A 25,723-nucleotide genomic window follows, 5' to 3' on the forward strand; every position below is an offset into this window, starting at 1 on the left:
TCAAATCTATCAAGATCACCCATTTCGGGTGGTCCGCTCCGCGGCGGGCGGCCACAGCAGGACACGGCAGGACACGGCGGTCAGCGGCCCGCGGGCTGCACCTCGGCCTCCCGCTCGGTGGGCCCCGGCTCGGCCGGCTCGGGTTCCGGCCCGGCGTCCGGCCGCCGCCCCCACGCGGTGACGGCGGCGAGGCAGGCGAACGGCAGGGCGGGCAGCAGGTACCGGTAGTCGAAGTCGGCGGTGAGCGGCGGGACGGCCAGCAGCGCCGTCCCGGTCAGCCAGAACAGCCCGGCGCCCCGCCGCGCCCGCCGCAGCAGGATCCCGGCCGCCCCCGCCAGCAGGACGGCCCCGAGCATCGTCCCGCGCACGTTCACGACGGACTGGTAGCCGCGGATCATGTCGGCGAACGGGCTCACGACCCGCGTCCGCCCCGAGCCGTGCTCGTACTCCCGCACCACCGACAGCCGGTCCCCGCCGCCGATCACCGGCAGCGGGCGCATGCGGTCGGGGCGCTCCGGGAAGCGGTACTTGTTCTCGGTGCCGGGCTGCGGGTACGGGCTGCGGCGCCAGGTGAACGTCCGGCCGAAGAAGTCGTAGGCGACGACCCGGGCGTAGTCGAGCGGCTGGTTCCCGATCGCCCACATCGCGAACCGCTGGGCCTTGTCGTTGGTTACGGGGTCGAACGGGCGCCCGTCCCTCCAGCCGGTCGGGGAGCCCGCCTCCCAGATCTGGTGGGACGAGGCGGGCCGGTCGCCCGGCGCGCCGTACGGGCACAGTGCCGCGAGGTCCGGGGGCGGCGCGAACCTGTCGCAGTCCGCGAACGCCGACGCCCGCCCCCACAGGTAGACGCCGTCGGCGCCGGTCATCGCGAAGCGCCCGTGGTCGTGGTGGAACCACGCCGCGTACCCGCCGAGCGGCAGCAGGAACGCCGCCGCGAGCGCCGCGTGCGCGGGCCACCGCGTCCGCCGGACGAGCAGGTACAGGACGGCGACCGCGATCAGCGGGACCCCGACCGTCCGGGTGACGGCCGCCAGGCCGAGCAGCGCCCCCGCGAGGCCCGCCCGCCGCCATCCCGCCGCCCCCGGCCGCGCGATCAGCAGCACGGCGCAGAACACCAGCACGGTGAACAGGGTGTCCGACAGCAGCAGGTGCTCGAGTTCGATCTGGTAGCCGTCCAGCAGGACCGGCGCGAGCGCCAGCGCCGCCCAGTGCCGCCGTACCCGGAAGTCCCGGACGAGCGCCCGGTACCCGAACGCCGCCATCGCGACGACCGCCGCGTGCTGCAACCCCGTCACCAGGTACAGGCTGTGGAACGGCTTGAGCAGCCACAGGAAGAGCCCGTACCCCTCCGACCGCAGCGGGTGCGGGAACGGCGCGTTGGCGATCCGCAGGTAGTCGTAGCTGTCGTTGAACCAGAGCGCCGGAGGGTAGCCCAGCATCGCGACCAGCCTGAGCAGGACGCCGGCGAGGAGCAGCGCCGTGAACGGCCGGTTGCCCCTGACGGCGGCCCGGACGGGCTCTGCCTTCGGCCATCTGGCCTTGGGAGGGGTTAGCAACACCGGGAACCTAACTGTGGACGTGCGGCGGGTCGAAGGCCGGCGCGGACCGCCGAGGCGACCGGTCTCCTATGCGGTTGTCGGCTACGACGGCGGCGCGGGGGAGCCGGGGAGGTGCGGGTCGCCTGCCCGCCTGGCGAGGACTCCGAGGTCCGTCGCCGCGTCCGCCCACGCAATGGCGGCGATCATAGCAGCGCAGCCCGGCCGCCCGCCCCTGCATCGCAAGTGGCGGCACCCGGACGCGGTGCCCGCCCGCGGGGACGGCGGGTGCCCGCGCGCGGGACGCGCGGTGGCGATCCCCGGCCCGCGGAGGCGGCCGTGCCCGGTCGCGGCTACTGGCCCGTGTTGGTCTGGATCTCGCTCACGACCAGCGCGACGGGCGGGGAGGTCTCGGTGCGCTCGCCGAGGTCTCCGTCGGCGGCGTCGCAGTCGGCGCCGGCGCACGTCCAGGTGACATGCCACCGGACCGTCGCGGTGATCTTGTAGGAGCCGCCGGGCTTGCCCGCCGACGACCGCCGGTAGGTGTAGTGGCAGGTCGTGCCGGCCTTGCTGCCCCCGTCGGCGCAGGTCAGCCTCTTCTCGCCCAGATCCCAGTCCACGGCGGTGGGCTGCGCCGTGGCCTGCACGGTCTGGGCGCCCGCGCTTACCGGGTCGGTGCGGACGACGTCGAAACCGTCGACCCACAGCGACGTCCGCATACGGACGTAGGTCTTGCCCTTCGGCGCGGTGTGGACGACGGGCACGGGGAACGCCTTCGCGCTCAGGGCCTCCTCCACGAGCTGGGCCGTGCTGGGCGGCGCGGCCGCCGGGGCGGGCCCGCCGTTGACCGGGACGACGCCGATGGCCTCGTTGTCGTTCAGCCCCTCGGGCGGGGGAGGCGCGACGGGGCCGCCGCCTCCGCCTCCGCCCGCGGGTCCCCGCGAGCCTCCGCCGGACCCGCCGGTGGTGTTCCTGGGGGCGCAGGTCAGTTTCTCCGGGAGCCGGCAGGGGGCCGCCTCGGCGGACGGCACGGCGGCGACGAGCGGGAGCGCCACGGCGGTCGCCGCGATCACGGCGTTCCGGCGTCGTGCGGGGGTGCGGGCGGACGCGGGGGTGTGGGCAGACATCGGATGTCCTTTGCTGAAGGCCGTCAGCATGGGCGGTCCTGGACGGTGGCGGCGACCTTCCAGGCGCCTGAGTCGTAGAGGACGGTGGAGCGGTAGAGGTACGAGCCGCCCTTGCCGCCGCCCACGCGCTTGCCCGTCGTGGCCGAGAAGCGGTAGCCGCTGAGGGTGCGCACGCAGTCGATGACGTACACCTTGGTGCCGTCGGTCGAGCGGGCGTAGACGCGGGGGTTGTGGGTGTTGGCGAAACGCCAGATCTCGCCCCTCGCCTTGGTCCTCTCGACGTCCTGGGTGACCTCGGCGAGAAGCGGGTTGACGGCGACCGTGGCGAGCTCGGCGGGGTCGTTCCTCTCGTAGACGCGCTTGTAGACGGCCTGGTAGTCGCGGTACCGCTGGAGGACCGTCTTGTACAGCTGCTCGGTGGGCTGCGCCGAGGGGGCCGCCGCGGTCGACGTGGGGGCGGCCGCCGCGCCGGTGTCGAAGGACCCTTCGGGCTTGAGGGCGCCGGAGGACGGGTGGGACGTGCCGCACGCCGCGAGCAGCGGCGCCAGTGACAGCAGCAGCGTCGCCGGTATCGGGGCGGCGCGGCGGACCCCCTGCGTGGGGGGACGTACCAACCGGGCGCGCATCGTCATCCCTGGGCGTCGGCCGACAGCGGGGCGGTATACGCGCGAAAGCTTACAGAGGCGGGTGGGGCGGGAAAAGGGATTCGTTGCGTCCCGATTGACCTCGACCGCGCTTGAGGTTGCAGGCTGGCGGCCTACGGACGGAGGACGTCATGCGTGCGGTGTGGTTGCGGGAGTTCGGCGGGCCGGAGGTGCTGGTCCCGGGTGACGCGCCCGATCCGGTGGCCGGGGACGGGCTGGCGCTGGTGGACGTGGAGTTCGCCAACATCACCTTCGTGGAGACGCAGTTCCGGTCGGGCGGGCCATCACCGTTCCGCCCGGAGCTGCCGCTGATCCCGGGGAACGGGGTCGGCGGCGTGGTGGCGGAGGTCGGCGCGGGGGCCGATCCGGCGCTGGTCGGGCGGCGGGTCGTGAGCGGCACCGGCGGGTCGGGCGGGTACGCCGAGCGCGCGGCGGTGGACGCGGCGGCGCTGTTCGAGGTGCCGGACGGCCTGGCCCTCGACGACGCGGTGGCCCTGCTCGCCGACGGGCGGACGGCGACGATGATGCTGCGCGCGGCGGCGCCGAAGCCCGGCGAGCGCGTCCTGGTGGAGGCGGCGGCGGGCGGGGTGGGGACCCTGCTCGTCCAGCTGGCGAAGGCGGCGGGCGCGACGGTGGTCGCGGCGGCCGGCGGCGGGCCGAAGCGTGAGGTGGCGCGCGGGGTCGGCGCCGACGAGACCGTGGATTACCGGGAGCCGGGATGGGGCGGGGCCGCCGGGGAGGTGGACGTCGTCTTCGACGGCGTCGGCGGCGAGGTGGCGCGGGAGGCGTTCACGCTCTTGCGGCCCGGCGGGCGGATGGTCGCCTTCGGGCTGGCCAGCGGCGAGTGGGCCGACATCCCGGAGGACGCGGCGGCGGCGCGGGGCGTGACGCTCGTCCGGCCGGTCGCGTCCCCGGAGGAGCTGCGGGAGTTCACGCTGAGCGCGCTCGGCGAGGGTGCGGCCGGGCGGCTGCGCCCGGTGATCGGCCAGCGCTTCCCCCTGGAACGCGCGTCCGACGCGCACGCGGTGATCGAATCACGCGCCGGGGTCGGCAAGACGCTGCTGGAGGTGCGGCGGGGCGGGCCCGTCAGGGACGGCCGGCCCGGGTGAGGAAGGACGTGAGGGCGCGCTCGTAGCCGGCCGGGTCGGTGTTCCACGCCTCGGTGTGGTCGCCCTGCGCGGCGACGTGGGTGACCATGCCGGGCGGGGCGGCCGCGGCGAAGGCGAACGCCGGGCGGTTGGCTACGGTGGCGTCCTCGGCCGTCGTGAACATCAGCGTCGGCGTCCGCAGCCGGGGCGCGAACCGCCGCTGGTCGAAGTCGCGCAGGTCGATGCCGATGCGGTACTCCAGGACGCGCTTGGCCACACTCGTGATGAAGCGGGGCAGGTGGCGGGCGTCGCCCTGCTTGTCGAGGGTGGCGCTCCAGTCCATGACGGGCGAGTCCAGGACGACGCCGCGCACGAACGACGGGTCCTTGCGCAGCACCGTCAGCGCCATCGCGCCGCCCATCGACCAGCCGTACAGGACGACCCCGGTGGCGCCCTGGGAGCGGGCGTAGGCGACGGCGGACGCCAGATCGTTCCACTCGGTGCCGCCCAGATGGTTCTTGCGGTCGGCGGACGGCGGCGCCCCCACGTCGTTGCGGTACGCGATGGACAGCAGAGGCAGGCCGGTCGCGTGCACGGCCTTCATGGACCGGAACGTCTCTGCCTTGTCGGCGTTCCGTCCGTGGACGGCGATGACCCACGTGCTCTTGGGGGACGCGCCGGGCAGCAGCCACGCGGGCATGGGACCGACCTGCGACGCATAGGTGACGTCCCTGAAGTCCAGGCCGAGCGCGGTCTTGGGGTTCCCGTCGTACAGCCAGTGGTCCATGGTGGCCTTCGCGCCCTTCACCAGGCGCCCCTTGGGGACCGACGTCACCCGCCGGACGACGTGCCGGGCGTCGCCGCCCACGACCGGGCCGAGCATCGCCCGCCCGCCCTCCCAGGCCAGCGCCCAGGTGCCGGAACGCTCGGTCTCCGGGCCGCGGGCGAGCGTCACCGTCCCGGGGGCGGTGTCCACGATCGTGAGCGGGTACTCGGCCGCGTGGTCGACCTGGGCGGCCAGTCCCGCGAAGTACCAGCCGATGCCGCCGACCGCCGCGCACAGCAGCAGCACGACGGCGAGGAACGCGGCCACGGCCCGGCGGACACGGCGGGCCCGCCGCGGGCGCGATGGCTCGGGGGTCGCCGGGGCGGGCGACTCGGGGGCGCGGGTCGTCACAGACCCGACGGTAACCCACTCCGGGCGCGATCCCGCGACGGAGGCGCGATCCCCTGGCGGAGGACGGTCAGCCGAGCGCGTCCCTGGCGTCCATGAGGGCGAAGCCGAGCAGGTTCAGGCCCCGCCAGCGCGACGGCCGGACGGCGTCGGGGCTGTGCTCGTCCAGCCCGATACCCCAGACGGCGTCCAGCGGGCTCGCCTCGACGAGGACCTTGCCGCGGGTGGACAGAAGGTAGCCGCGCAGGTCGTCGCGGGCCGCGAACTTGGCGACGCTGCCGCGCACGACGATGTCGTACCGGTGCCGCGCCCACGTCTGCTCGTCGAAGCCCGCGACGCGGCGTCCGAGGCCCTTGGCCCTGCGCGGGTCGAGGTCGCGGAGGATCTCCGCCTCCGTCCGGCGGTCGCCGAACAGCCGCGCCTTCTCCGCCATCATGTAGTGCTCTGCCGTGGCGTACTCGACGCCGTCGAGCGTGAAGGGCGAGGGGTACCACTGGCTGAGGCGGCCCTCGGCCCGGCGTCCGCCCCAGAAGAGCACGAACTCCGGCAGCGCGCCGCGTTCCTCCAGCCCGATCAGCTCGTCGATGCCCATGTCCCGAGCCTTCCGAACGCCCGGTTCGACCGCAACGGGGTTTCCGGGTGGATACCCTGCCGGGCATCCGCCGGTCGATCGGGGCGCCGGCGGGCGGTATGGGATTCCAAGGGGTCGCGGGTGACGGGTCAGAACGAGCGGATCGCGGAGATCGAGGGGCGAGTCGTCGAGTACGTCCGGCGGACGTCGCCGCCCGGATGGCGGCGCGCGGACCTGCGCGCCAAGGCGACCGTGGTGGGGAGCGACATCGCGCTGGCGGTGCTCACGGGCGATGGGCAGGTCCGGGACGCCGGGCGGGCCCCGGACGAGCTGGCGGGCCTGCTCGCGGAGCTGCGCCGCGCGCACTACCTGTCCGAGCAGGGCACCTGGTTCTCGATGACGTTCATCATCGAGCCGGAGACCGCGCGTCCCCTGTACAACTACGACTTCGACCCGGAGTGGGACCCGCCCCTCCCGCCGGACGCCTGGCGCCGCGACCAGATCGTCATGCCGCGCGACGGCGCCCACATGCCCGGCTGGCTGCGCGACCGGCTGGAGGACCGCGAGCCCGCCGCGCGTCCCGCGCCCGACCCCGGGCCGATGAACCCGGTCGAGCAGATGGAGCTGCTCTCCGACCGGGTCACGATCCTGGTCGCCGACCGCGCCCCGCGCCTGTGGAAGAAGGTCTTCGGGTACTACCAGGCCGTGGGCGGCCACGTGGAGTTCCCGCCGATGATGCTCTACGGCGCCGACGGCACCATGACGGTCTGGACGCCGCCCGCGGAGACCGCCGCGCTCCTCGACCGGCTCCGCGCGGGGACGCACGCCTTCCAGGGCTCCACCTGGTCCCGCATCGACTTCGAGATCCTCTACGAGGACGGCGCGGCGCGCTGCCGGGCGGGCTTCGTCTACGACGAGCCGAAATGGAACCGCGAGCCGTCGGCCGAGGACGTCCGGCTGGAGCTCGAACGGTTCCCGCTCGGCGACGTCCCCGAGTGGATGACGCGGCGGCTCGGATCCGCCCCGCCCCCTCCGGCGGGCGGCGGGGCGCCACAGGAAGGGATACGGCGGGAGGGGATACGCAAGGCCCGCGTGTTCGACCACGCCGGTCCGGACGGCGACCGTCCGGCCGTCTCCCGTCCGCCCGTCCCGCCGGAGGAGGCCGAGCGGGTGGCCGCGTACCTGAGGGGGGCGCCCGTCGTGCTCGCGGCGCGGTCGAGCGCGCCCGACCAGCTCGACCCGGCGCGCGGCGCGCGCGTCCCGCTCACCTTCCACACCGACGGGACGTGGGTGTGGTCGGGCGCGGTCGGCTACTACCTGCGCGAGCACGGCGTCCCGCCGGAACCCGATCTGGTCGCGCACATCCGCGCCCGGGGGTTCGAGGTCCCGGCCGTCGACGACGACGCGATGGACGCCGCGAGCGCCGCCGTGACCGGACGCGACGCGCCCGCGCGCGTCCGGGAGGAGCCCCGGCCCGAGCCGAACCGGCACCCATCGCCGGAGCACCAGCCGGAACACCACCCCGCACCCGGGCCGGACCACTTCGCCGTCCTCAGGAGCCGGTTGCGCGACCTGGGCGTCGACCCCGCCGCCTACCGCATCCAGGCGACCGCCGAAGGGGCCTGGTCCGTCCTCCGAGACGGGCCGCGCTGGACGGTGTTCCAGACACGCGACGGTGAGCGGCGCAAGACGGTCTCGTTCGACGACGCCGACCAGGCCGCCGCGCACCTTCTCGGCAGTGTGCTCCTGGAGCGGCGCCAGGCCGTCCCCAAGCAGACCGGTGCGATCGAGCCGCTCGAAGGCGAACCACCGCTCAGCCTCCTGCGCGACCGCCGCACCACGGAACTCCCCGAGGGGACGGCTGTGGACCGCTATGGCGGCCCGAGCGGGAACGTGGTCTACGCGGCGCGCACGCCCTTCGAGCAGCGGTCGCTTCCGCCGGACTGGCGCAACCGCCCGTACCACGCCTACCGGGTGCAAAGACCGGTGGAGGCGCTGACGGGAACGGCCGTGCCCTGGTTCGACCAGCCCGGCGGAGGAACCGCGTACGTGTTCCGGCGCCCGATCGCCGACCTGCTCATGGACGGCACGCTCACCGTGATCGGCGGGCCCTGACCACGCGGTCAGGCACGCCCGATCGCGGCCACCAGATCCAGGCCGAAGAGCAGGTCGAGGTGGACGAACGTCTCCAGCTTCGCCCCCGGCGGCACGTCCGGGTCGCTTGCCAGAGCGTCCAGGACGGCCAGCGCGGACGGGCCGTCGAGATCGTCCGCCAGCGCCGCCTCCGCCCTGGCCGCGTAGGCACGGTCGATCGGACGGCCCGGGCTCGACGCCCACCCGGCCACCTCGCCCCGCCACCCGTCCAGGCGGCCCCGGGCCCGGGCGAGGCGCGCCGCCGACAGGTCCAGGGGCTCCCGGTAGGGCGCCTCCAGCATCGCGAGCCGCACGGCGAGGGCCTCGGTCTCCCCGGCGGAGCGCCAGTCGCCCGTCTCGTGCGGCGCCGTCACGCAGAACCCGTCCACGGGCGGTTCGCGCTCCCCGGACACGTACAGGTCCGGCGGGTCCGCCCCGGCCGCGTCTCCGGCGGCGTCGAGGGGCTGGACGTTGTACCGCGCATAGTCCGCCGGTCCGCCGTCCATGAACTCGCGGGACGCCGTGACCTGGACGTGCCGCCCGGCCCGTCCCGCGACCCGCCTCAGCAGATCGGCGACGATCAGCGTGCGGAGGCCGGCGCCGTCCAGCACGCGGACGCGCAGCACCCGGCCGCCCGGGAGCGCCTCGGGCCGCCCTGAGCGGGGGTCGTACAGGCGCAGCATGCCTCCAACACTAGAGGGGCCGGTCGGAGAGCGCGGGGCCGATGGGCAGCGGCGCCGCCCCGTCCGGCTTCCGGACGGCCGCGAACCGCAGCCGCACATAGTCGGCGACCCAGCCCGACTCGCGGCGCAGCGCGGGCGCCGCCAGGTCGTTCACACGGTCCAGGAGGGGCTCGACCAGCTCCGGGGGCACGTCGGCGAGCGCGCGCCCGGCGTAGGCGCGGACCCAGTCGGCGGCGCCGTCCGGGCCCTCGGTCATGCGGGTCGGCCGGTCGGCGTGCTCCAGCAGCCGCAGCGTGAACCCGCCCTCCTCCAGCTTGGTCGCGTACTCGGCGGGACTCGGGAAGTACCAGGGCAGCTCGGGCTCGCCGAGGCCGAACACGCGCCACGCCGTCTGCATGGCGGCGATCAGCTCGGCGCAGTTCCCGGCGCCACCGAGCTCCCCGACGAACCGCCCGCCGGGCCGCAGCGCCGCGTGCACCTGGCCGATCACCTGGTCGGGATCGCGGGTCATCCAGTGCAGCGCCGCGTTGGAGGCGACCGCGTCGAACGACTCGCTGATGGTGAAGTCGTGGGCGTCGCCGAGGATGAACGACAGCCCGGGGTGCAGCGCGGTCGCCTGCGCGACCATGTCCGGATTGCCGTCGATGCCCAGCACCTCGGCGCCCCGCTCGGCGATCTCCGCGCTGAACGTCCCGGTGCCGCACCCGAGGTCGATGACCCGCTCGCCGGGCTGCGGATCGAGCAGGTCGACCAGGGGCGCGCCGTGCGCGGAGACGTACCCGAAGGCGGAGTCGTACGTCGTCACGGCCCAATTCACTGTCATAATTTATCGGACAATCAGGAGGGAAGAGGCGGCGTTGCCGATGGCGGGCATGACCGGAGAGGTCCGGATCATGGGTGCGGAGGGTCCGGGCGGGCTCACGCTGCGCACCGCCGGCCTCTCCGCGCGCGGACTGCCCGAACTCCGCGCCGCCGGGCTCCCGCCCTACCTCGGGCAGGGGTGGGCGCGCGTCCTCGCCGCCCTGGCCGGGCGCCTGGCGGCCTCCGGCGAGGTCCCGGACGAGGTCGTCCTGACGCCGGACGTCACGGTCCGGCTCACGCCCGGCGCCGACGGCACGCTGGTCCCCGGCCCGCCGCCCGGCCGTGACGAGGACGAATGGCGCCACGACGTCGTCGTCCGCCTGTTCCCCGAAGCCCGCACCTGACCCCGGGCCCGGACCCCCGCGCGCCTCCGGTCGTCCCCGCGCGCCCCGCACGCCCCCGCGCCCCCGCATGCCCTCGGCCGTACGCGACCGGCCTGCCGGATGACGCGGGACGGGTGATCTGGCGCCGGAAGCGGGAAGTCATTATGGAGGCAGTCCCCCCTCCCGTGGGTCAGGGTGATGATCTTGGCGTTTCCGGACCTTGGTGACGTGTGTTACCAGAGTGGCGGAGGGTATGAAGCCGCCCGAGGCAACACGTTTCGGGGGTGCGTGGTGCGGATGACGAGAATTGGCCTTATCGCCATGGTCGGGGCCGGTCTGCTGTTCGTCTCGGGGTGCGGCCACGCCCCCGAGAAGAAGGCGCGGACGGCGGGTGACAGAAAGGCCGCCGGGCAGGCCCGCAAGGCGCCGCCCTCTCCGCCGCCTCCCCGCCGCATCGACTGCGACAAGATCAGGTGCGTCGCCCTCACCTTCGACGACGGCCCCGGGCCCTACACCGACCGGCTGTTGAACACGCTGCGGGCGGCACACGCGCGCGCCACGTTCTTCATGCTGGGTGAGAACGTGCACGGTTTCCCCGGCGTGGTGCGGAAAATGGCGCTGGACGGTCACGAGCTCGCGAACCACACCTGGTCGCACCCCAACCTGACCTCCCTGTCAGCGGCCGAGGTGCGGTCCCAGGTGCAGCGCACGCAGCAGGCCATCGCGGCGGCGTCCGGCGGGGTCCGTCCCACGCTGCTGCGCCCGCCGTACGGGGCCACGAACGCCAAGGTCGGGCACGCCGCCGGGCTTCCCATGATCCTCTGGAGCGTGGACACGCTGGACTGGCGCTACCGCAGCGTCAGCCGTGACACCCGGATCGGGGTCACCGCCCCGAAGCGGGGTGGCATCGTCCTGTTCCACGACATCCACAAGCCCACCGTCGACTCCGTGCCGAAGGTGCTGGAGGGGCTGAGGCGGCGCGGGTTCACGTTCGTGACGGTGACGGAGATGTTCCACGGCAAGGCGCTCAAGCCGGGCCAGACCTACACCGAGGCCGTCGTCCCCAAGCCGCCGGTGCCTCCCCGGACGCCCGGAGCGTCGCCTTCGGCGCCGTCCGCCCCGGAATCGCCTGAACCGGGATCGCCCGCGCCGGCGTCGCCGGTGCCCGGATCGTCCGTCCCCGGAGTGCCCGGCCCGGGTTCGCCCGTGCCCGGGGTGCCCGGGGTGCCCGGGCCCGGGACCTCGGTGCCCGGAACCCCGGCACCCGGCCCGCTCGCGCCCGGCGCGCCCGTCCCCTCGGGCCGGTAGCGGCGGGGTCGCCGGGGCGCCACAGTGGCGTGGCGCTCAGCCGGGCTCGCCGGTGCGCGGACGGCGGCGCGGCGGGGGCTGCGGCGGCACGACCTTGCCCGCGACGACGATGCCCTCGGGGACCTCGACCACCTCGCCGTCCCGGCGGCGCACGCGCAGCGTCCCCGCGGCCCAGGATTCGAGCACGCCGACCACGTCGCTGTACTCTCCCGTTGGCAGGCGGCGGCGCAGCGAGACCCGCTGACCCACGTCCGCGCGGCTGATGGAGACCACCAGCCTCGCGGCAAAGCGGCCAGTCATATGTGGGACCCCCGTGTCGAATCGACTGCGCTCCGGTGGCCATACTATTCACAGCGAGCTTGCGGTGAGCCGTGACGTGCGGCGGGGCCGGAAACCCGAGAGGAGTCACTGACGTGACCTACGTCATTGCGCAGCCCTGCGTGGACCTGCTCGACAAGGCATGCATCGAGGAGTGCCCGGTCGACTGCATCTACGAGGGCAAGCGCATGCTCTACATCCACCCGGACGAGTGCGTCGACTGTGGTGCGTGCGAGCCGGTTTGCCCCGTGGAGGCGATCTACTACGAGGACGACACGCCTGAGCAGTGGAAGGACTTCTACAAGGCCAACGTGGAGTTCTTCGACGACCTCGGCTCGCCCGGGGGCGCGTCCAAGGTCGGCAAGATCGACAAGGACCACCCGATCGTCGCGGCCCTGCCCCCGCAGGCCGAGGAGTAAGGGCGGCTTGAGGGATCGCCTTTCGCGATCCCCTGAGCCTGCGTTTCCTGTGCGTAAGGTCGGGCCGTGGTCTTCCGCGTTCGCGGAGACCACGGCCTCGTGGTCGGATCCCCGCCGTACTCTTCGAGGAGTGGGTCGTGTTCACCCTGCCGGACTTCCCGTGGGATCGGCTGGAGCCGTACAAGCGTCGTGCGTCCGAGCACGCGGGCGGCATCGTCGACCTGTCGGTGGGCACGCCGGTGGACCCCACGCCCGAGCCGATCCGGGCCGCGCTGGCGGGGGCCTCCGACGCGCCCGGCTACCCCGCCACCTACGGGACGCCGCGGCTGCGCGAGTCCGTCGCGGGCTGGCTGCGGCGCCGAGCGGGCGTGACGGCCGCCGACCCGGACGCGGTGCTCCCCGTGATCGGCACGAAGGAGCTGGTGGCGTGGCTGCCGACGCTGCTCGGCGCCGGGCCGGGCGACCGCGTCGTCTTCCCCGAGCTGGCCTACCCCACCTATGACGTGGGCGCCCGCCTCGCCCGGGCGGAGCCGGTCCGCACCGACGGCCTGCTCTCCCTCGGCCCCGCCGCACCGAAGATCGTCTGGGTGAACTCGCCGTCCAACCCGACCGGCAGGGTGCTGCCCGCCGAGCACCTGCGCAAGGTCGTCGCGTGGGCGCGCGAGCGCGGGTCGGTCGTCATCAGCGACGAGTGCTACCTGGAGTTCGGCTGGGAGCCGGACGACCCGCCGGTGTCGGTCCTGCACCCGGACGTGTGCGAGGGGTCCCACGAGGGGCTGCTGGCGATCAACTCGCTGTCCAAGCGCTCCAACATGGCGGGCTACCGGGCCGGGTTCGTCACCGGCGACCTCGCGCTCGTCAGGCGGCTGCTGGAGGTCCGCAAGCACGCCGGGATGATCGTCCCGGCGCCGGTGCAGGCGGCGATGGCCGTGGCCTTCGACGACGACGCGCACGTGGACGAGCAGCGGGAGCGGTACGCGCGCCGCCGCGCCGCCCTGCGCGCCGCGCTGGAGGGGCACGGGTTCCGCGTCGAGCACTCAGAGGCGTCCCTGTACCTGTGGGCCACCCGGGACGAGCCGTGCTGGGACACCGTCGCGCACCTGGCCTCCCTCGGCGTCCTCGCGGGGCCCGGCGAGTTCTACGGCCCGGCCGGCGGCCGGCACGTCCGCGTCGCCTTCACCGCCACGGACGAGCGCGTCGCCGCCGCCGTCGAGCGCCTCTGACCCCACCCGCCGTCCTCGTCCGCCATCCCCTGCCGCGCGGCGGCGCCGTCCGCCCCGCGCCCGTGGACCGGGCCCATTCGTTATGGAACGAGTGGTGACTTTGTGACGTCTGAACGCGGTATGGGTTTGACCTGTAAGTATCGATATGATCCCGCAGGTCCGTGCCCATTGCTGGCGGAAAGACGGAGGTGCCCGTGGGTGGAACCGCGATCGTGATTCTGCTGGCGCTGATCCTGGTCGCCTTGATCGTTCTCATCGTGGTGCTGCTCCGCCGCCGTTCGCCCGCGCCGTCCGGCGGCCCGGCCCCCGCGGCGCCCCGCGACCCGTTCGCGGCCGGGGACGAGGTCGCCGGCGACCCGCGGACGCTGAAGGCGGGCGACATGGTCGAGTACCTCGGCACCCGCTACTTCGTGCGCGGCTCCGTCCGCCTCCGCGAGGGCGGCTTCACCTGGAGCGAGCACCTGCTGGACGCCGACACCATCGAGGGCGCGAAGGTGTGGCTCTCCGTCGAGGAGGACCCGGACCTGGAGGTCGTCTGGTGGACCGGGCACGAGATCGGCGACCTCACCCCCGGTGACAGGACGATCGTCGTGGACGGTGTCGAGTACCGCCGCGAGGAGCACGGCACGGCCGACTACACCAGCGAGGGGACGACCGGCGTCGGCGTCCAGGGCCGGGTCGAGTACGTCGACTACGAGGGCCCGCGCGGACGCTACCTGTCGTTCGAGCAGTACGGCGGCGGGCAGTGGGAGGCCGGGCTCGGGGAGCGCGTCCCCACCGGCTCCCTCACGATCTACCCGGGCAGCTGATCTTGCGCACCACCCTTGACACCCCCTACCTGGACGCGCGCGCCGACGCGCTGTCGTTCGCGCTCGGGCTGCCGCCGCTGGACGCCCTGGCCGTCCTGCCGGTCGAGCGCGCGGGCCTGACCGTCGAGCTGCGCCTGCTCGGCGCGTCCCACCAGGTCATCGCCGGCCCGCTGAGCGAGACGGTGGCGTGCCTGCCCGCCGGCGCCGGGCCGCTGCCCGGACGGGCGTCCGCGAGCCTCCCGGCGGACGCCGCGCGCCCCGCCTGGGCGTACGAGTTCACCGCCGCGACGGCCGCCCACGCGGACGCCGCGGCGTTCGCGCGGGCCGTCGAGACGGTCCGCGCGCGGCTGGCGGACCGCGGCGACGCGCTGACCGGGGACTTCCCCGGCTCCGAGCACGCCGTCACCGCGCTGGCCGTGGAGGACACCGACATCGGGATCGGCTGGCGGACCTGGCACGCCTATCCCCAGACGCGGGAGATCGTGATGACGCGGAGCCGGCTGGTGAGGCCGTCGTGAGCAGGAAGTTCTGGGTGATCGGCGGCATCTCGGCCGCGGTGATCGCCGCGATCGTGCTGGTGGCCGTCCTGAAGGACGACGGCTCGCCGCAGAAGTGGATCTCCAAGAAGTACTCGCGGATCGGCGTGGACACCTACCGGTCGCCGAAGGCGCCCGCGGCCGTCGCCGCGGAGATCGACAAGAAGCACAAGGCGATCGACCGGGTGGACGACCTGGTGGCGCTGGGCGCGCTCGGCGGCATCTTCATGCGCTACCCCAAGCTCGTCGTCGGCGTCCTCCCGGACGGGACCGGCAGCCGGATCACCGTGGACACCCCGTCCGGCGGCTACGGCCGCTACCACTCCCATGTCGGCGGGCGCTGGAGCAGTCCCGGGACGAACGGCTGGAACAGCAGCGGCATCGCGTCGTTCCGCGGCGGCGGGCCCGGGTCGGGCAAGTGAGGAGCAATCGATGAACGACATCCTGCATGAGGGCGGCGCGACGCTCGCCTACGGCGCGCTCGGGATCGCGCTGATGGCGCTCGGCTTCCTCGTGGTCGAGATCACCACGCCGGGACGGCTCGGCCACCAGATCTGGACCGAGGGCAACCGCGGCGCCGCGCTGCTGCTCGCGGTCAAACTGCTCGGCACCGGCCTGATCGTCACGACCGCGATCGTCACCAGCGACTCCGACCTCAGCGACGGCCTGGTCGACACCGCCGTGTACGGGCTGCTCGGCATCGCGCTGATGGTCCTCGCGTTCTACCTCCTCGACATGATCACCCCGGGCCGGCTGGGCGCGACCCTCGTGGACGGCGCGGCGGTGCACCCGGCCGGCTGGGTCGTCGCCGCCGCCGACCTGGCCGTCGCCGCGATCGTGGCCGGGGCGGTCTCCTGACCGCGCGCGACCTCGACGAGCCCCCCGCGCTCCCGGCGGAACGGCCTGCCGCCGACGGGGACGGCGGCGGGACGCGGGTCCCCGCGCGGGCGGCGCGGAGCCTCGTGCTGGCCGCCGTGTTCACGTGCGCGGCCTGCGGGCTGGTGTACGAGCTGGCCCTGGTCGCGCTGGGCAGCTACCTCGTCGGCAACTCGGTCACGCAGGCGTCGATCGTCCTGTCGGTGATGGTCTTCGCGATGGGCGCCGGGTCGCTGCTGGCCAAGCCCCTCCAGGGCCGTCCCGTGGTGGCGTTCGCGGTCGTCGAGGGCGCGCTGGCACTGGTCGGCGGCCTGTCGGTGCTGGCGCTGTACGCGGCGTTCGCGTGGCTGGACCTGTACGTCCCCGCCCTCGTCGTCGTCGCGTTCGCGGTCGGCGCGCTGATCGGCGCGGAGATCCCGCTGTTGATGACGCTGCTCCAGCGCATCCGGCGGCAGGACGCGGGCAGCGCCGTCGCCGACCTGTTCGCAGCGGACTACGTGGGGGCGCTCGTCGGCGGGCTCGCGTTCCCCTTCCTGCTGCTCCCGACGTTCGGGCACATCAAGGGCGCCCTGCTGGTCGGCATGGTCAACGCGGTCGCCGGGATCGCCGTCGTGCTGTGGCTGTTCCGGCACCGGGTCGGGCGGGTGCCGAGGGCCGCGCTGTGGGGCGCGATGGCGGCGGTCCTGGCCGTCCTCGGCGGGACGTACGCGCTCGCCGACCGCTTCGAGGTGTCGGCGCGGCAGGCGCTGTACGCCGACCCGATCGCGGTGGCCGAGCGCACCCCGTACCAGGAGATCGTCATCACCCGGAAGGCGGCGCTGACGGGCCCGTCGGACGTGCGGCTCTTCCTGAACGGCGACCTCCAGTTCTCCTCGGTGGACGAGTACCGGTACCACGAGTCGCTCGTCCACCCCGTGCTGGCGGGGACGCGCGGCCGGGTCCTCATCCTCGGCGGCGGCGACGGCCTCGCGCTGCGCGAGGTCCTGCGTTACCCGGACGTCCGCGCCGTCACGCTCGTCGAGCTGGACCCGGAGATGATCCGCCTCGCCCGCACCTACGGGCCGATCGCGTCCCTCAACCGGCACGCCCTGGACGACCCGCGCGCCGAGATCGTCAACGCGGACGCGTTCTCCTGGCTGCGCCGCCTCGGTGAGCGGTTCGACGCGGTCATCGTGGACATGCCCGACCCCGACGACGTCCCCACCGCCAAGCTGTACTCCGTCGAGTTCTACGGCCTGGTCAAGCGGGCGCTCGCCCCGGGCGGGCGGATCGTCGTCCAGTCGGGGTCGCCCTACTTCGCGCCCAGGTCGTTCTGGAGCATCCGGAAGTCGGTCGCCGCGGCCGGTCTGGAGACCACCCCGTACCACGTGGACGTCCCGAGCTTCGGGGACTGGGGCTTCGTCCTGGCGGCCCCCGGCACGGCGGCGCCCGCCCTCTCCCTGGCCCCCGGCGTCCCCGACCTCAGGTTCCTGGACGCCGACGTGCTGCGCGCCGCGGCCGTCTTCCCCAAGGACCGCCGGGCCCGCGACGTGGACGTCAACACCCTCGTCCACCCCCGGCTGGTGGAGTACGAGGGCGAGGAGTGGAAGGACTCCTGACACCCGTCAGCGGTGGGTGGACCGGCGGATGGCCTTGTCCACCGAGCGCTGGAACGAGGTCACGACCGACCGGGCCAGCAGGGGCTTGAGCTTCCCGGCCAGCTCTATGAGCCGGGCGCGCTCCTCGGGCGCCCGCCCGCCCTCCCGGTAGCGGCGGACGACGGTGTCCTGGAAGACCTGCTGGAGCTCGGCCGCCAGCGCGGTGGTGTGCCGTTCCACGGCCTCGTGCGAGGCGACGAGCGTGTCCAGCGGCAGGGGCAGCGCCGCCACCTCGGCGCTCACGCCGAGCAGCAGCGGGCTGATCACCCGCACCGCGCCGTCCGGGACGGCCTCGACCACGCCCAGCGCCTCCAGCCGCGCGAGCGCCCCGTCGTCGAGCCGCCGCCCGACGCGCCGGTCCAGCTCGTGCCGGTCGAGGACCTCGGGCCGCTCGGGCGCCCAGGGCGACAGCAGCGCCCGCTGGAGCGCGAGGTCCTCCGGCGTCGCGTCCGCCGGGATCCGCCGCAGATGCTTCTCGATCGCCGCGAGCGTCAGCCCGAGCGTCTGAAGCTCCCGCACGAGCTCAAGACGCGCCAGGTGGTCGTCGCCGTACAGACCCGTCCGCCCCCGCAGCCGCGGCGGCGGCAGCAGGCCCCGCCCCGCGTAGTAGCGGACGGTCCGGACGGTGACGCCCGCCCGCGCGGCCAGCTCGTCCACGGTGAGTTCCATCGGGCCTCCCAGCACGAGCTATGTGACAGTGTCAGTGTTACATTAGCGATGTATCAGCACGCACTTACAAGGGGAGCGCGGGATGGCACGGGAGATCTTCACCGCGGAGCACGAGGCGTTCCGTGAGATGGTCCGCTCCTTCATCGCCAAGGAGATCGCCCCCCACCACGGGCAGTGGGAGAAGGACGGCGTCGTGTCCCGCGAGGTGTGGCTGGCCGCCGGGCGGCAGGGCCTCCTCGGCATCGACATGCCCGAGGAGTACGGCGGCGGCGGTGACCTCGACTACCGCTACTACGCGGTGCTCAACGAGGAACTGGCGAGGTCCGGCGTGCACGGGCCCGGCTTCGCCGTCCACAACGACATCAACGGCGGCTACCTGCGCCGGCTGTGCACCCCCGCGCAGAAGGCCCGCTGGCTGCCCGGCTACTGCTCCGGCGAGCTGATCACCGGCATCGCGATGACCGAGCCCGCCGCCGGATCCGACCTCCAGGGCATCACGACCACCGCGATCCGGGACGGCGACGACTACGTCCTCAACGGCTCCAAGACGTTCATCACCAACGGCATCCTCTCCGACCTGGTGATCGTGGCCGCCAAGACCGACCCGTCCGCGGGCTCCAAGGGCGTCAGCCTGCTGATCGTCGAACGCGGCATGGACGGCTTCGAACGCGGCCGCAACCTCGACAAGATCGGCATGCACGCCCAGGACACCGCCGAGCTGTTCTTCGACGACGTCCGCGTCCCCAAGGACAACCTCCTCGGCGAGGAGGGCATGGGCTTCGTCTACCTGATGCAGAACCTGGCCCGCGAGCGCCTGTCCATCGGCGTCGCCGCCCAGGCCGCCGCCGAGGCCGCGTTCGAGCAGACCCTCGAATACTGCAAGACCCGCCAGGCGTTCGCCCGCCCGATCGGCAGATTCCAGCACAACCGCTTCACCCTCGCCGAGATGAAGACCGAGCTGACCGTCACCCGCGCCTTCACCGACGACTGCATCGCCAAGGAGACCCGGGACGAGCTGACCCCCGAAGAGGGCGCGATGCTCAAGTACTGGAACACCGAACTGTGCAAGAGGGTCGTCGACCGCTGCCTCCAACTGCACGGCGGCTACGGCTACATGACCGAGTACCCGATCGCCAGGGCGTACCAGGACGTCCGCGTCCAGACCATCTACGGCGGCACCACCGAGATCATGAAAGAGATCATCGGCCGCGGCCTGGGCGTCTGACCCGGCGGCCGAGCCCCCGCACACAGAGCGGCAGGACGTCCACGTTCCTTTCGGCAAAACGTCCATCAATATCTCGGCAGGACGTCCATGACCCCTTCGGCGGAACGTCCACGTGATGGCGCTGATCTGTCATAACATGGTGAGCATGGTCGATTCTGGTCTCTACTCCCGGCACGCCGAACGCATGGCGTGTGAAGCCCTGGCGGACACCCGGGTCGTCGTGGTGAACGGTGCCCGCCAGGTGGGCAAGAGCACGCTCGCCAAGCTGGTGGCCGGGCGTTCGCCGGGCGCGCGCGAGCTGTACCTGGACGAGCCCACTACCCGCGGCGCCGCCCAGGCCGACCCGAGCGCTTTCGTCAGGCACGATGGGCTGTTGCTGATCGACGAGATCCAGCGGGTGCCGGAACTGCTCCTGCCCATCAAGCGCGAGGTCGATCGCGACACCCGCCCCGGACGGTTCCTGCTGACCGGTTCAGCCCGCCTGCTCGGGCTGAGAGACCTCCCCGACGCCCTGCCCGGCCGCAGCGAGACGATCGAGCTCTGGCCGTTGTCGCAGGGCGAGATCGATTCCGCTCCGGACGGTTTCGTCGATGCGTTGTTCCAGCGGGACGGGGTCGTCACCGTCGAGCCGTCTGGGCTGACCAAACGGGACTACGTCGCCAGGGCACTGCGCGGCGGCTACCCCGAGGCCGTCCGGAGGGATCCGGGCCGCAGACGGGCCCGCTTCTTCGACTCCTACGTGACGGACCTCGTCACCCGGGACGTCCGCCAGATCTCCGACATCGAGCGTCCGGCCGAACTGCGCCGGCTGCTGAGCGTCGTCGCGGCCCGGATGGGCACCCTCTCCGTGGCCCAGTCGATCGCCAACGACATGGGACTGCCCAGGAACACGCTGTCCCGCTATCTGGACCTGCTGGAGCTGGTCTTCGTGATCAGGCGGATTCCGGCCTGGTCTTCCAACCTCACCAGCCGTGCGATCTCCACGCCGAAGTTGATCGTCACCGACTCCGGACTGGGGGGTCGGCTCATCGGCCTGTCCGAAGAACGGGCCATGGATCCCACGGCGCAGGTGGGTCCGCTCCTGGAGAACTTCGCCATCGGCGAGGTCGCGCGCCAGCTCACATGGGCAGAAGAACCGGTACAGCTCTTCCATTACCGCGACCGCGACAAAGTCGAGGTGGACATCGTCCTCGAACACGCTTCGGGAAGTGTGATCGGCGTAGAGGTGAAAGCCGCCGAGACGGTACGCCGCGATGATTTCCGGGGTCTACGCCATTTGGCGGCCCGGCTGGGTGAGCGGTTCCGCGCGGGGATCGTCCTCTACGCCGGGGAGCGAGGACTCTCCTTCGGAGATCGGCTGTCAGCACTGCCGATGTCGGCCCTGTGGACCTTGGATCCGACCACCTAGGAGCCTGAACGCGCCGTCCGCCGGTCCCTTTGCCTGACCTCACGGAGGACATCCCGGCCCAGCACGACGAAGATGCCGCCCCCCACGAGGATCACCACCGCGCAGACCACCATGAGCACACCCGTCATGACCCACCGGTACGCGGGCGAGCGGGTCGTCGCCCTGCCTGGATCCTGCGGGTCGTACAGCACCCGCACGGTGTCGCCGACCCGGCCGTCACCCGACTCCCTGAAAATGCGGCGGGATCCGTCGGCCGCCGTGAACCGGACAACGATCGCGCTGGTCCTCGGCGGGCCCGGCTGCCCGTCCCGCGCCACAATGGTCCCGATCGCGTGCACACCGCGCCCGCCGAACACCGAGGTGTCATGCATCCTTTTCACGGTTCCGACCAGGAGCGCACAGCCGAATCCGGCGACCAGCAGCGGGACGACCAGATAGGCCGCCATCCCGGGCAACGACCGATCTCGAAGGACCACCGAAGACCCGCGTCGTTTGTTGCCCACGGCTCATCACAACAGCCGCGCATCGCGTTCGTCCACGCGCCGCCGTGCTATTTCCGCCCAGAAGTCACGCCACCGATCGCTGAACGGCGCGGGGCCACTCTGTCGCCCTGCCGTCCGACCGTCCGACCGTCCGATGGTACGACCGAGGAGCACTGACAGCGCGGCGCCCCGTCCTGGGAGGCGCCTTCTGTGAGACGGCCCTCTCACGATGCCGTCCCCTGTAGCCGGTGCCAGAGGGGGTCAGGCTGACGAACGTCCAGATGGCGATGAGCGAAAGAGCAGCAAGGGCGACGACGAGGATCACAGATCCTCCTCGATCTTGCTCTGGCCGGAGAGGGTCTCTCGGAGATCCTGAAAGGTGTCCTCGATAACCGTGGCGCACAGCCCGTAGTAGAGCTCCCGCTGTGTCAGCGGCCGTCCCAGGCGAGTGGCCATGAAGCAGTCCATCGCCGGGATCCGCCGGATGTGCCACATGGGGTACTGCTGCTGGAGCCGCAGTTCTTCTTGATCGTCCATGGGGGTGGGGTCCCTGTGAGGTCGTCGTCGGTCTTTTCCAGGACGAGGCTCGCAGCGCCCGATTACTCTGAGCTACGAACCGCTCACTCCCCAGCGGGCACCCGGCCAGAGAGCGTGACACCCCCCACCAGGCGGGCCGACACCCGGGAGACACCCGATGACACCCTCGCGTGACACCAGCCCCTCCGCGTACCAAGAAGTGTTCGTCAACGAGCTCCGCGCCAGACGCGAGGCGGAGGGCCTGTCCCGCAACAAGCTCGCGGCAACGCTCGGCTGTACCCCCCAGTGGATCGCCAAGGTCGAGACCTTCGAGAAGCCGCCGTCCGAGGGCCTCGCCGACGACCTCGACACCTACTACCAAGCCGACGGCATGTTCCGCCGCATCTGGGAGAAGCACGTGGAGGCGCGAAAAATAGGGTTGATCCCTGTCGGGTTCCGTCCGCTGACCGAAGTGGAGAAGCTGGCCTCACAACTCTGCATCTTCGCGCCACTGGTCGTCCCTGGCCTGCTCCAGACGGAGGAACACGCTCGTCTTGTCTTGAAGACGGAACACCTGGAGGAGAAAGCCGAGGAGCTCGTCGCCCTCAGAATGGAGCGGCAGGCGGTCTTCGCGAAACCGAACCCGCCTTGGCTGTTCGTCCTTCTCCGTGAGGCTGTGCTCAGGGATCTTCCAGGCGAGATCCGCAATGGCCAGTACGGACGGCTGCTTGACATGCTCCAGCGGTCAAATTTCTGCATCCAACTCATTCCGTCAGGGTTCGCGGTCACTCAGAGCAGCGGGTTCCAGCTGCTGAGCTTTTCTGAAGCGCCGGATATCGCCTATGTGGACGGAGCATGCGGTCACGGTCAAGTGATCCTGGATCCCGGCGAGGTGCACAGAATAGCGTTGTCGTTTAACGTGATAAGAGCCACCGCGTTGTCGGCGGGGGAGTCCGAAGGTCTGATCCGCAAGTACCTGGAGGGTGCGTGAGCAGTCAGGATTCATCGTCCGTCGGCTGGCGCAAGAGCACACATAGTGACGCGTCGGGTGGGGACTGTGTCGAGGTCGCCGCTTGGCGCAAGGGTACGAGGAGTGGTTCGGAGGGCGGTATCTCTGTGGAGGTTGCGGGACTCCCTTCTGGGGTGGCCGTCCGAGACTCGAAGGATCCCGACGGGGCCAGGCTGCGGGTCGGGCGTCGCGCCTTTGGGACGTTGCTGGCGGAGATCCGCGCCGGGCGGTACGACCGCTGAACGGCGTGTGAGGTCACGGGCCAACAATGACGGCCCAGAGGACCTGGACGCGCTCGACGCGTGCGGCCAGTCAGCGAGGGTGCGTTTGTCATGGTGGGGCGAGGAACCGGATCGAACGACTACGGAGGGCTTGTGAGCCAGCTTGACCCGTCGCTTTTGTGTTGGCGCAGGAGCACATACAGCGACTCTTCGGGAGGGAATTGCGTGGAGGTCGCCAGAGCCGCCCTTGATCTTGCCGTCCGAGACTCGAAGGATCCCGACGGGGCCAGGCTGCGGGTCGGGCGTCGCGCCTTCGAGGCGTTGCTGGGCGAGATCCGCGCCGGGCGGCATGACGTGTAGGCGGAGTGGTACCGTCCGGCTTCGGTGGGTGAGGATCTGAGTGATCTTCTGCGGCGGTGGCCGTTTTCGGTCGCGCTTCGTTGGGCGGGGCTGTTGGCGTGTCATTCGTGGAAGAATTTTGCGGCGCATTTCTGGGGTAGGTGGATTCTGGCGTGCGGACGTCGCGGGGCATCACTTCGTGGCGTCTGTTTTCCTAATGCAGTGGACGTGGCCCGGGCGGGTTGATCCAATGCCGGTAAGGCATGGAGACGGTTCGGTGGAGGCGCGTTTTGTGGCAGGGCCAGGTTCTGGACGGCAAGTACCGGCTGGACGAACTGCTCGGCCGGGGCGGCAACGGGCACGTGTGGCGGGGCCTGGATCTGGCCTTTGAGCGGCCCGTCGCGGTGAAGCTGGTCCCCGACAGTTCCCGGGAGGATCTGAACGCCCGCCTCCGCCGCGAGGGCAGGATCATCGCCTGGCTGAACGGGCGGCACCATCCGGCCATCGCCACCGTCTACGACCAGGGCCTTCACCACGGCTACCTGTACCTGGTCATGGAGTACCTGCACGGCGAGGACCTTCAGACGGTCATCTCGCGCAATCCCGTCGGCCTGGACCTGGAGACGGTCGTCGACTACGGGATCCAGATCGCCGAAGGGCTCGCGGCGGCGCACGCGGCCGGTGTCGTGCATCGCGACGTCAAGCCCGGCAACATCATGCTCGTCGAGAACGGGCGGGTGAAGATCTGCGACTTCGGCATCGCCCACATGGAGGGCGCGACGATCGGCCTGACGCAGCAGTACGGGCGGATGGGCTCCCCGCAGTTCATGGCGCCGGAGCAGTTCGAGGGACTCGAAGCCGACGCGCGCACCGACCTGTACGCGCTGGGCTGCACGCTCTACACGCTGCTTGCCGGCGTGCCGCCCTTCAGCGGCACCCCCACGTCGCTGCGCCACCAGCATGCGACCACGTCACCGCTCGGCGCCGACCTTCACCGGCATGACGCGCCGCCCGCGCTGGTCGATCTGATCGACGAGCTGCTGGCCAAGACGCCCGCGGAACGTCCGGGGGACGGACGGGAGGTCGCCGCGCGGCTCCGGACCGTCCGGCGGGGAGGGAGCCGTGCGGTCGGGCTGGACCTCGGGACGTCCGAGTCCGTCATCTCCCTGCTGGAGGGCGGGGATCCCACGGTGGTCACCACCTCGGAGGGAGCGCGGGCCCTGCCGTCGGTCGTGGGTTTCACCGCCGGTGGCGGGACGGCCGTCGGGGAGAACGCACGCAGGCAGGAGATCGGCAACATCGATCGGACCGTCCGCTCGTCCGCGCGGGAGCTGGGCACGGGCTGGACGACGGTCGTCGACGACCGCGAACTCGGCGCCGAGCACATCGGCGCGGTGATCATGCGCAAGCTGAAGGACGACGCCCAGAATTATCTGGACGAGGGGCTGGGTTCCGCCGTGATCGCGGTCCCGGCCGGGTGCACGACCGCGCGGCGGCAGGCGGTGCGCCGGGCGGCGCGGGCCGCCGGCCTGGACGTCCTGCGCCTGATCCCCGCGCCCGTCGCGGCGGCCCTGGCCTATTACCACGAGAACCGGTACCGCGATGACAACGCCAACATTGTGATCTTCGACCTGGGCGGCGGGACGTTCGACGTCGCTGTCGCGGAGATCGGCGACGGTGTGGTCGACGTGAAGGCGCTCGACGGCGATCAGTTCCTCGGCGGCGACGACTGGGACGCCAGGATCCGCGACTGGCTCGCCGGACGCTTCCAGGAGGCCCATGGCATCGACCTGGCCGAGGACAAGACGGCCCTCGGACGCCTGCGCCAGGCCGCGGAGAAGGCCAAGATCGAGCTGCACTCCGCGCAGGAGACCGTGATCGATCTGCCCTACATCGCGTCCACAGCGGACGGGCCGCTGCGCCTGCGGGAGACCCTCACCCGGGCGGAGTTCCAGCGGATCACCGCCGACCTGCTCGAACGCTGCAAGGGGCCGTTGCTGCGGGCCGTCAAGGACGCCGAACTCACCGTCGACGAGCTCGACCACGTGGTCCTGGTCGGCGGGGGCACCCGGATGCCCGCGATCTCCGGCCTGGTGAGGGAGCTGACCGGTAAGGAGCCGAACAGGAGCGTCAACCCCGACGAGGTCGTCGCGGTCGGCGCGGCGCTCCAGGCCGGCTGCCTCAAGGGCGAGGTCAAGGACACCCTGCTGCTCGACGTCGCGCCGCTGTCGCTGGGCATCGGGACCAGGGGCGGCCTCCACACCAAGATCATCGAGCGGAACACGACGTTGCCGACGAAGCGCTCCGAGATCTTCACCACCGGCCGCGACGACCAGACGTCCGTGGTCGTCGCGGTCTACGAAGGTGAACGCGAGATCGCGGAGTACAACCGGAGGATCGGCGTCCTCCGCCTCGACCTCCCCCCGGCGCCGCGCGGCGTCCCGCGGATCGAGGTCATGATGGACACCGACTCCAATGGCGTCACGGAGGTCTCCGTCAAAGACCTCGGCACGGGACGGGAGCGGACACTGCGTCTCCCGGACGACACGTCGGACACGCCGGTCACCTTGGAGGACGCCCCCTGTCCCC

27 protein-coding genes and 1 pseudogene are annotated in these 25,723 nt (G+C 72.2%); 17 read left to right on the forward strand and 11 right to left on the reverse strand.

The genetic code is table 11. The features are described 5' to 3' along the window. Window positions 1–80: 80 nt before the first annotated feature. The 3 genes from AGRA3207_RS29340 to AGRA3207_RS29350 all read right to left on the reverse strand — a co-directional run bounded on the left by AGRA3207_RS29340 (window position 81) and on the right by AGRA3207_RS29350 (window position 3,288). Window positions 81–1,556: a hypothetical protein gene (locus AGRA3207_RS29340; RefSeq protein ID WP_231330330.1), complete on the reverse strand. Its 1,476-nt coding sequence runs from the start codon at window positions 1,554–1,556 to the stop codon at window positions 81–83. A gap of 332 nt (window positions 1,557–1,888) precedes the next feature. Beyond that, window positions 1,889–2,662 carry a hypothetical protein gene (locus AGRA3207_RS29345; protein WP_231330341.1) on the reverse strand — a complete coding sequence of 258 codons (774 nt, stop codon included), beginning with the start codon at window positions 2,660–2,662 and terminating at the stop codon, window positions 1,889–1,891. A gap of 23 nt (window positions 2,663–2,685) precedes the next feature. Continuing rightward, window positions 2,686–3,288 carry a hypothetical protein gene (locus AGRA3207_RS29350; RefSeq protein ID WP_231330343.1) on the reverse strand — a complete coding sequence of 201 codons (603 nt, stop codon included), beginning with the start codon at window positions 3,286–3,288 and terminating at the stop codon, window positions 2,686–2,688. Between the two features lie 149 nt (window positions 3,289–3,437). Between AGRA3207_RS29350 and AGRA3207_RS29355 the strand changes: the two genes are divergently transcribed. Next, window positions 3,438–4,415: a zinc-binding dehydrogenase gene (locus tag AGRA3207_RS29355; protein WP_231330344.1), complete on the forward strand. Its 978-nt coding sequence runs from the start codon at window positions 3,438–3,440 to the stop codon at window positions 4,413–4,415. Here the strand turns inward: AGRA3207_RS29355 and AGRA3207_RS29360 are convergent. Continuing rightward, complete coding sequence (locus tag AGRA3207_RS29360; RefSeq protein WP_231330346.1) at window positions 4,393–5,571, reverse strand: alpha/beta hydrolase family protein; 1,179 nt, start codon at window positions 5,569–5,571, stop codon at window positions 4,393–4,395. The two genes, AGRA3207_RS29355 and AGRA3207_RS29360, sit on opposite strands and share 23 nt — an antisense overlap. Before the next feature lie 67 nt (window positions 5,572–5,638). Further along, entirely contained in the window at window positions 5,639–6,160 is a 522-nt protein-coding gene (locus AGRA3207_RS29365; RefSeq protein WP_231330348.1) for an NADAR family protein, read from the reverse strand. 120 nt (window positions 6,161–6,280) lie between these two features. Between AGRA3207_RS29365 and AGRA3207_RS29370 the strand changes: the two genes are divergently transcribed. Next, window positions 6,281–8,254 (forward strand): glycohydrolase toxin TNT-related protein, encoded by a 1,974-nt coding sequence (locus AGRA3207_RS29370; protein ID WP_231330350.1) that lies wholly within the window; start codon window positions 6,281–6,283, stop codon window positions 8,252–8,254. An 8-nt stretch (window positions 8,255–8,262) separates the two neighbouring features. Here the strand turns inward: AGRA3207_RS29370 and AGRA3207_RS29375 are convergent, their stop codons facing one another. Further along, the gene (locus AGRA3207_RS29375; RefSeq protein ID WP_231330352.1) at window positions 8,263–8,955 is read right to left on the reverse strand and encodes a cysteine--tRNA ligase; all 693 of its coding nucleotides are present in this window, start codon (window positions 8,953–8,955) and stop codon (window positions 8,263–8,265) included. 10 nt (window positions 8,956–8,965) lie between these two features. Next, complete coding sequence (locus tag AGRA3207_RS29380) at window positions 8,966–9,760, reverse strand: class I SAM-dependent methyltransferase (RefSeq protein WP_231330354.1); 795 nt, start codon at window positions 9,758–9,760, stop codon at window positions 8,966–8,968. A 67-nt stretch (window positions 9,761–9,827) separates the two neighbouring features. On the opposite strand from AGRA3207_RS29380, the gene AGRA3207_RS29385 reads away from it, so the two are divergent. Continuing rightward, window positions 9,828–10,160 carry a hypothetical protein gene (locus AGRA3207_RS29385; protein ID WP_231330355.1) on the forward strand — a complete coding sequence of 111 codons (333 nt, stop codon included), beginning with the start codon at window positions 9,828–9,830 and terminating at the stop codon, window positions 10,158–10,160. 300 nt (window positions 10,161–10,460) lie between these two features. Continuing rightward, complete coding sequence (locus AGRA3207_RS29390) at window positions 10,461–11,447, forward strand: polysaccharide deacetylase family protein (protein ID WP_231330358.1); 987 nt, start codon at window positions 10,461–10,463, stop codon at window positions 11,445–11,447. Window positions 11,448–11,483: 36 nt separating this feature from the next. Here AGRA3207_RS29390 and AGRA3207_RS29395 read toward each other — a convergent pair whose 3' ends face one another. Then, window positions 11,484–11,747 carry a putative acetyltransferase gene (locus AGRA3207_RS29395; RefSeq protein ID WP_231330359.1) on the reverse strand — a complete coding sequence of 88 codons (264 nt, stop codon included), beginning with the start codon at window positions 11,745–11,747 and terminating at the stop codon, window positions 11,484–11,486. Between the two features lie 113 nt (window positions 11,748–11,860). On the opposite strand from AGRA3207_RS29395, the gene fdxA reads away from it, so the two are divergent. The 7 genes from fdxA to AGRA3207_RS29430 all read left to right on the forward strand — a co-directional run bounded on the left by fdxA (window position 11,861) and on the right by AGRA3207_RS29430 (window position 17,226). Further along, entirely contained in the window at window positions 11,861–12,184 is a 324-nt protein-coding gene (gene fdxA, locus AGRA3207_RS29400) for a ferredoxin (protein WP_231330361.1), read from the forward strand. Between the two features lie 137 nt (window positions 12,185–12,321). Further along, the gene (gene dapC / locus AGRA3207_RS29405; protein ID WP_231330368.1) at window positions 12,322–13,407 is read left to right on the forward strand and encodes a succinyldiaminopimelate transaminase; all 1,086 of its coding nucleotides are present in this window, start codon (window positions 12,322–12,324) and stop codon (window positions 13,405–13,407) included. Between the two features lie 194 nt (window positions 13,408–13,601). Beyond that, a complete protein-coding gene (locus AGRA3207_RS29410; protein WP_231330371.1) occupies window positions 13,602–14,216 on the forward strand; it encodes a DUF4178 domain-containing protein in 615 nt (204 codons plus the stop codon). Between the two features lie 2 nt (window positions 14,217–14,218). Further along, the gene (locus AGRA3207_RS29415) at window positions 14,219–14,734 is read left to right on the forward strand and encodes a DUF2617 family protein (RefSeq protein ID WP_231330372.1); all 516 of its coding nucleotides are present in this window, start codon (window positions 14,219–14,221) and stop codon (window positions 14,732–14,734) included. After that, window positions 14,731–15,174 (forward strand): DUF4247 domain-containing protein, encoded by a 444-nt coding sequence (locus AGRA3207_RS29420; protein ID WP_231330374.1) that lies wholly within the window; start codon window positions 14,731–14,733, stop codon window positions 15,172–15,174. Before AGRA3207_RS29415 ends, AGRA3207_RS29420 begins: the two co-directional genes overlap by 4 nt. A 10-nt stretch (window positions 15,175–15,184) precedes the next feature. Then, window positions 15,185–15,610, forward strand: coding sequence for a DUF350 domain-containing protein (locus tag AGRA3207_RS29425; RefSeq protein ID WP_231330376.1), 426 nt, complete (start codon window positions 15,185–15,187; stop codon window positions 15,608–15,610). Window positions 15,611–15,714: 104 nt separating this feature from the next. Then, window positions 15,715–17,226, forward strand: a complete 1,512-nt coding sequence (locus tag AGRA3207_RS29430) for a polyamine aminopropyltransferase (RefSeq protein WP_231330378.1) — start codon at window positions 15,715–15,717, stop codon at window positions 17,224–17,226. A gap of 6 nt (window positions 17,227–17,232) precedes the next feature. On the opposite strand, the gene AGRA3207_RS29435 is transcribed toward AGRA3207_RS29430, so the two are convergent. Beyond that, window positions 17,233–17,934, reverse strand: coding sequence for a MerR family transcriptional regulator (locus tag AGRA3207_RS29435; RefSeq protein ID WP_231330380.1), 702 nt, complete (start codon window positions 17,932–17,934; stop codon window positions 17,233–17,235). An 82-nt stretch (window positions 17,935–18,016) separates the two neighbouring features. Between AGRA3207_RS29435 and AGRA3207_RS29440 the strand changes: the two genes are divergently transcribed. Both AGRA3207_RS29440 and AGRA3207_RS29445 read left to right on the forward strand, forming a co-directional pair. Next, window positions 18,017–19,159 carry an acyl-CoA dehydrogenase family protein gene (locus tag AGRA3207_RS29440; protein WP_231330382.1) on the forward strand — a complete coding sequence of 381 codons (1,143 nt, stop codon included), beginning with the start codon at window positions 18,017–18,019 and terminating at the stop codon, window positions 19,157–19,159. 115 nt (window positions 19,160–19,274) lie between these two features. Further along, window positions 19,275–20,567 carry an ATP-binding protein gene (locus AGRA3207_RS29445; RefSeq protein ID WP_231336430.1) on the forward strand — a complete coding sequence of 431 codons (1,293 nt, stop codon included), beginning with the start codon at window positions 19,275–19,277 and terminating at the stop codon, window positions 20,565–20,567. Here AGRA3207_RS29445 and AGRA3207_RS29450 read toward each other — a convergent pair. After that, window positions 20,564–21,013 carry a DUF3592 domain-containing protein gene (locus AGRA3207_RS29450; protein ID WP_231330384.1) on the reverse strand — a complete coding sequence of 150 codons (450 nt, stop codon included), beginning with the start codon at window positions 21,011–21,013 and terminating at the stop codon, window positions 20,564–20,566. The genes AGRA3207_RS29445 and AGRA3207_RS29450 overlap by 4 nt on opposite strands. Before the next feature lie 357 nt (window positions 21,014–21,370). Further along, window positions 21,371–21,586: a hypothetical protein gene (locus AGRA3207_RS29455; RefSeq protein WP_231330386.1), complete on the reverse strand. Its 216-nt coding sequence runs from the start codon at window positions 21,584–21,586 to the stop codon at window positions 21,371–21,373. A 157-nt stretch (window positions 21,587–21,743) separates the two neighbouring features. Between AGRA3207_RS29455 and AGRA3207_RS29460 the strand changes: the two genes are divergently transcribed. The 4 genes and pseudogenes from AGRA3207_RS29460 to AGRA3207_RS40370 all read left to right on the forward strand — a co-directional run. Next, window positions 21,744–22,556 (forward strand): helix-turn-helix domain-containing protein, encoded by an 813-nt coding sequence (locus AGRA3207_RS29460; RefSeq protein WP_231330388.1) that lies wholly within the window; start codon window positions 21,744–21,746, stop codon window positions 22,554–22,556. Next, a complete protein-coding gene (locus AGRA3207_RS29465; RefSeq protein WP_231330390.1) occupies window positions 22,553–22,816 on the forward strand; it encodes a DUF397 domain-containing protein in 264 nt (87 codons plus the stop codon). The genes AGRA3207_RS29460 and AGRA3207_RS29465 overlap by 4 nt, the downstream gene beginning before the upstream one ends. Before the next feature lie 204 nt (window positions 22,817–23,020). Beyond that, window positions 23,021–23,155 carry a DUF397 domain-containing protein gene (locus AGRA3207_RS29470; protein ID WP_231330391.1) on the forward strand — a complete coding sequence of 45 codons (135 nt, stop codon included), beginning with the start codon at window positions 23,021–23,023 and terminating at the stop codon, window positions 23,153–23,155. Between the two features lie 269 nt (window positions 23,156–23,424). After that, window positions 23,425–25,671 (forward strand): annotated as a pseudogene (locus AGRA3207_RS40370) (Hsp70 family protein); the annotation flags it as partial. Window positions 25,672–25,723 lie beyond the last annotated feature (52 nt).

The sequence above is a fragment of the Actinomadura graeca genome, from assembly GCF_019175365.1.
Taxonomy (GTDB): Bacteria; Actinomycetota; Actinomycetes; order Streptosporangiales; family Streptosporangiaceae; genus Spirillospora; species Spirillospora graeca.

Bases quoted from the DNA above. Each gene is read 5' to 3' on its own strand.
- AGRA3207_RS29365 (WP_231330348.1), bottom strand. From the start codon at position 6,160: ATGGGCATCGACGAGCTGATCGGGCTGGAGGAACGCGGCGCGCTGCCG.
- AGRA3207_RS29435 (WP_231330380.1), bottom strand. From the start codon at position 17,934: ATGGAACTCACCGTGGACGAGCTGGCCGCGCGGGCGGGCGTCACCGTC.
- AGRA3207_RS29345 (WP_231330341.1), bottom strand. From the start codon at position 2,662: ATGTCTGCCCACACCCCCGCGTCCGCCCGCACCCCCGCACGACGCCGG.
- AGRA3207_RS29440 (WP_231330382.1), top strand. From the start codon at position 18,017: ATGGCACGGGAGATCTTCACCGCGGAGCACGAGGCGTTCCGTGAGATG.
- AGRA3207_RS29385 (WP_231330355.1), top strand. From the start codon at position 9,828: ATGACCGGAGAGGTCCGGATCATGGGTGCGGAGGGTCCGGGCGGGCTC.
- AGRA3207_RS29450 (WP_231330384.1), bottom strand. From the start codon at position 21,013: ATGGCGGCCTATCTGGTCGTCCCGCTGCTGGTCGCCGGATTCGGCTGT.
- AGRA3207_RS29375 (WP_231330352.1), bottom strand. From the start codon at position 8,955: ATGCTGCGCCTGTACGACCCCCGCTCAGGGCGGCCCGAGGCGCTCCCG.
- AGRA3207_RS29425 (WP_231330376.1), top strand. From the start codon at position 15,185: ATGAACGACATCCTGCATGAGGGCGGCGCGACGCTCGCCTACGGCGCG.
- AGRA3207_RS29395 (WP_231330359.1), bottom strand. From the start codon at position 11,747: ATGACTGGCCGCTTTGCCGCGAGGCTGGTGGTCTCCATCAGCCGCGCG.
- AGRA3207_RS29355 (WP_231330344.1), top strand. From the start codon at position 3,438: ATGCGTGCGGTGTGGTTGCGGGAGTTCGGCGGGCCGGAGGTGCTGGTC.
- AGRA3207_RS29390 (WP_231330358.1), top strand. From the start codon at position 10,461: ATGGTCGGGGCCGGTCTGCTGTTCGTCTCGGGGTGCGGCCACGCCCCC.
- AGRA3207_RS29350 (WP_231330343.1), bottom strand. From the start codon at position 3,288: ATGCGCGCCCGGTTGGTACGTCCCCCCACGCAGGGGGTCCGCCGCGCC.
- AGRA3207_RS29445 (WP_231336430.1), top strand. From the start codon at position 19,275: ATGGCGCTGATCTGTCATAACATGGTGAGCATGGTCGATTCTGGTCTC.
- AGRA3207_RS29455 (WP_231330386.1), bottom strand. From the start codon at position 21,586: ATGGACGATCAAGAAGAACTGCGGCTCCAGCAGCAGTACCCCATGTGG.
- AGRA3207_RS29460 (WP_231330388.1), top strand. From the start codon at position 21,744: ATGACACCCTCGCGTGACACCAGCCCCTCCGCGTACCAAGAAGTGTTC.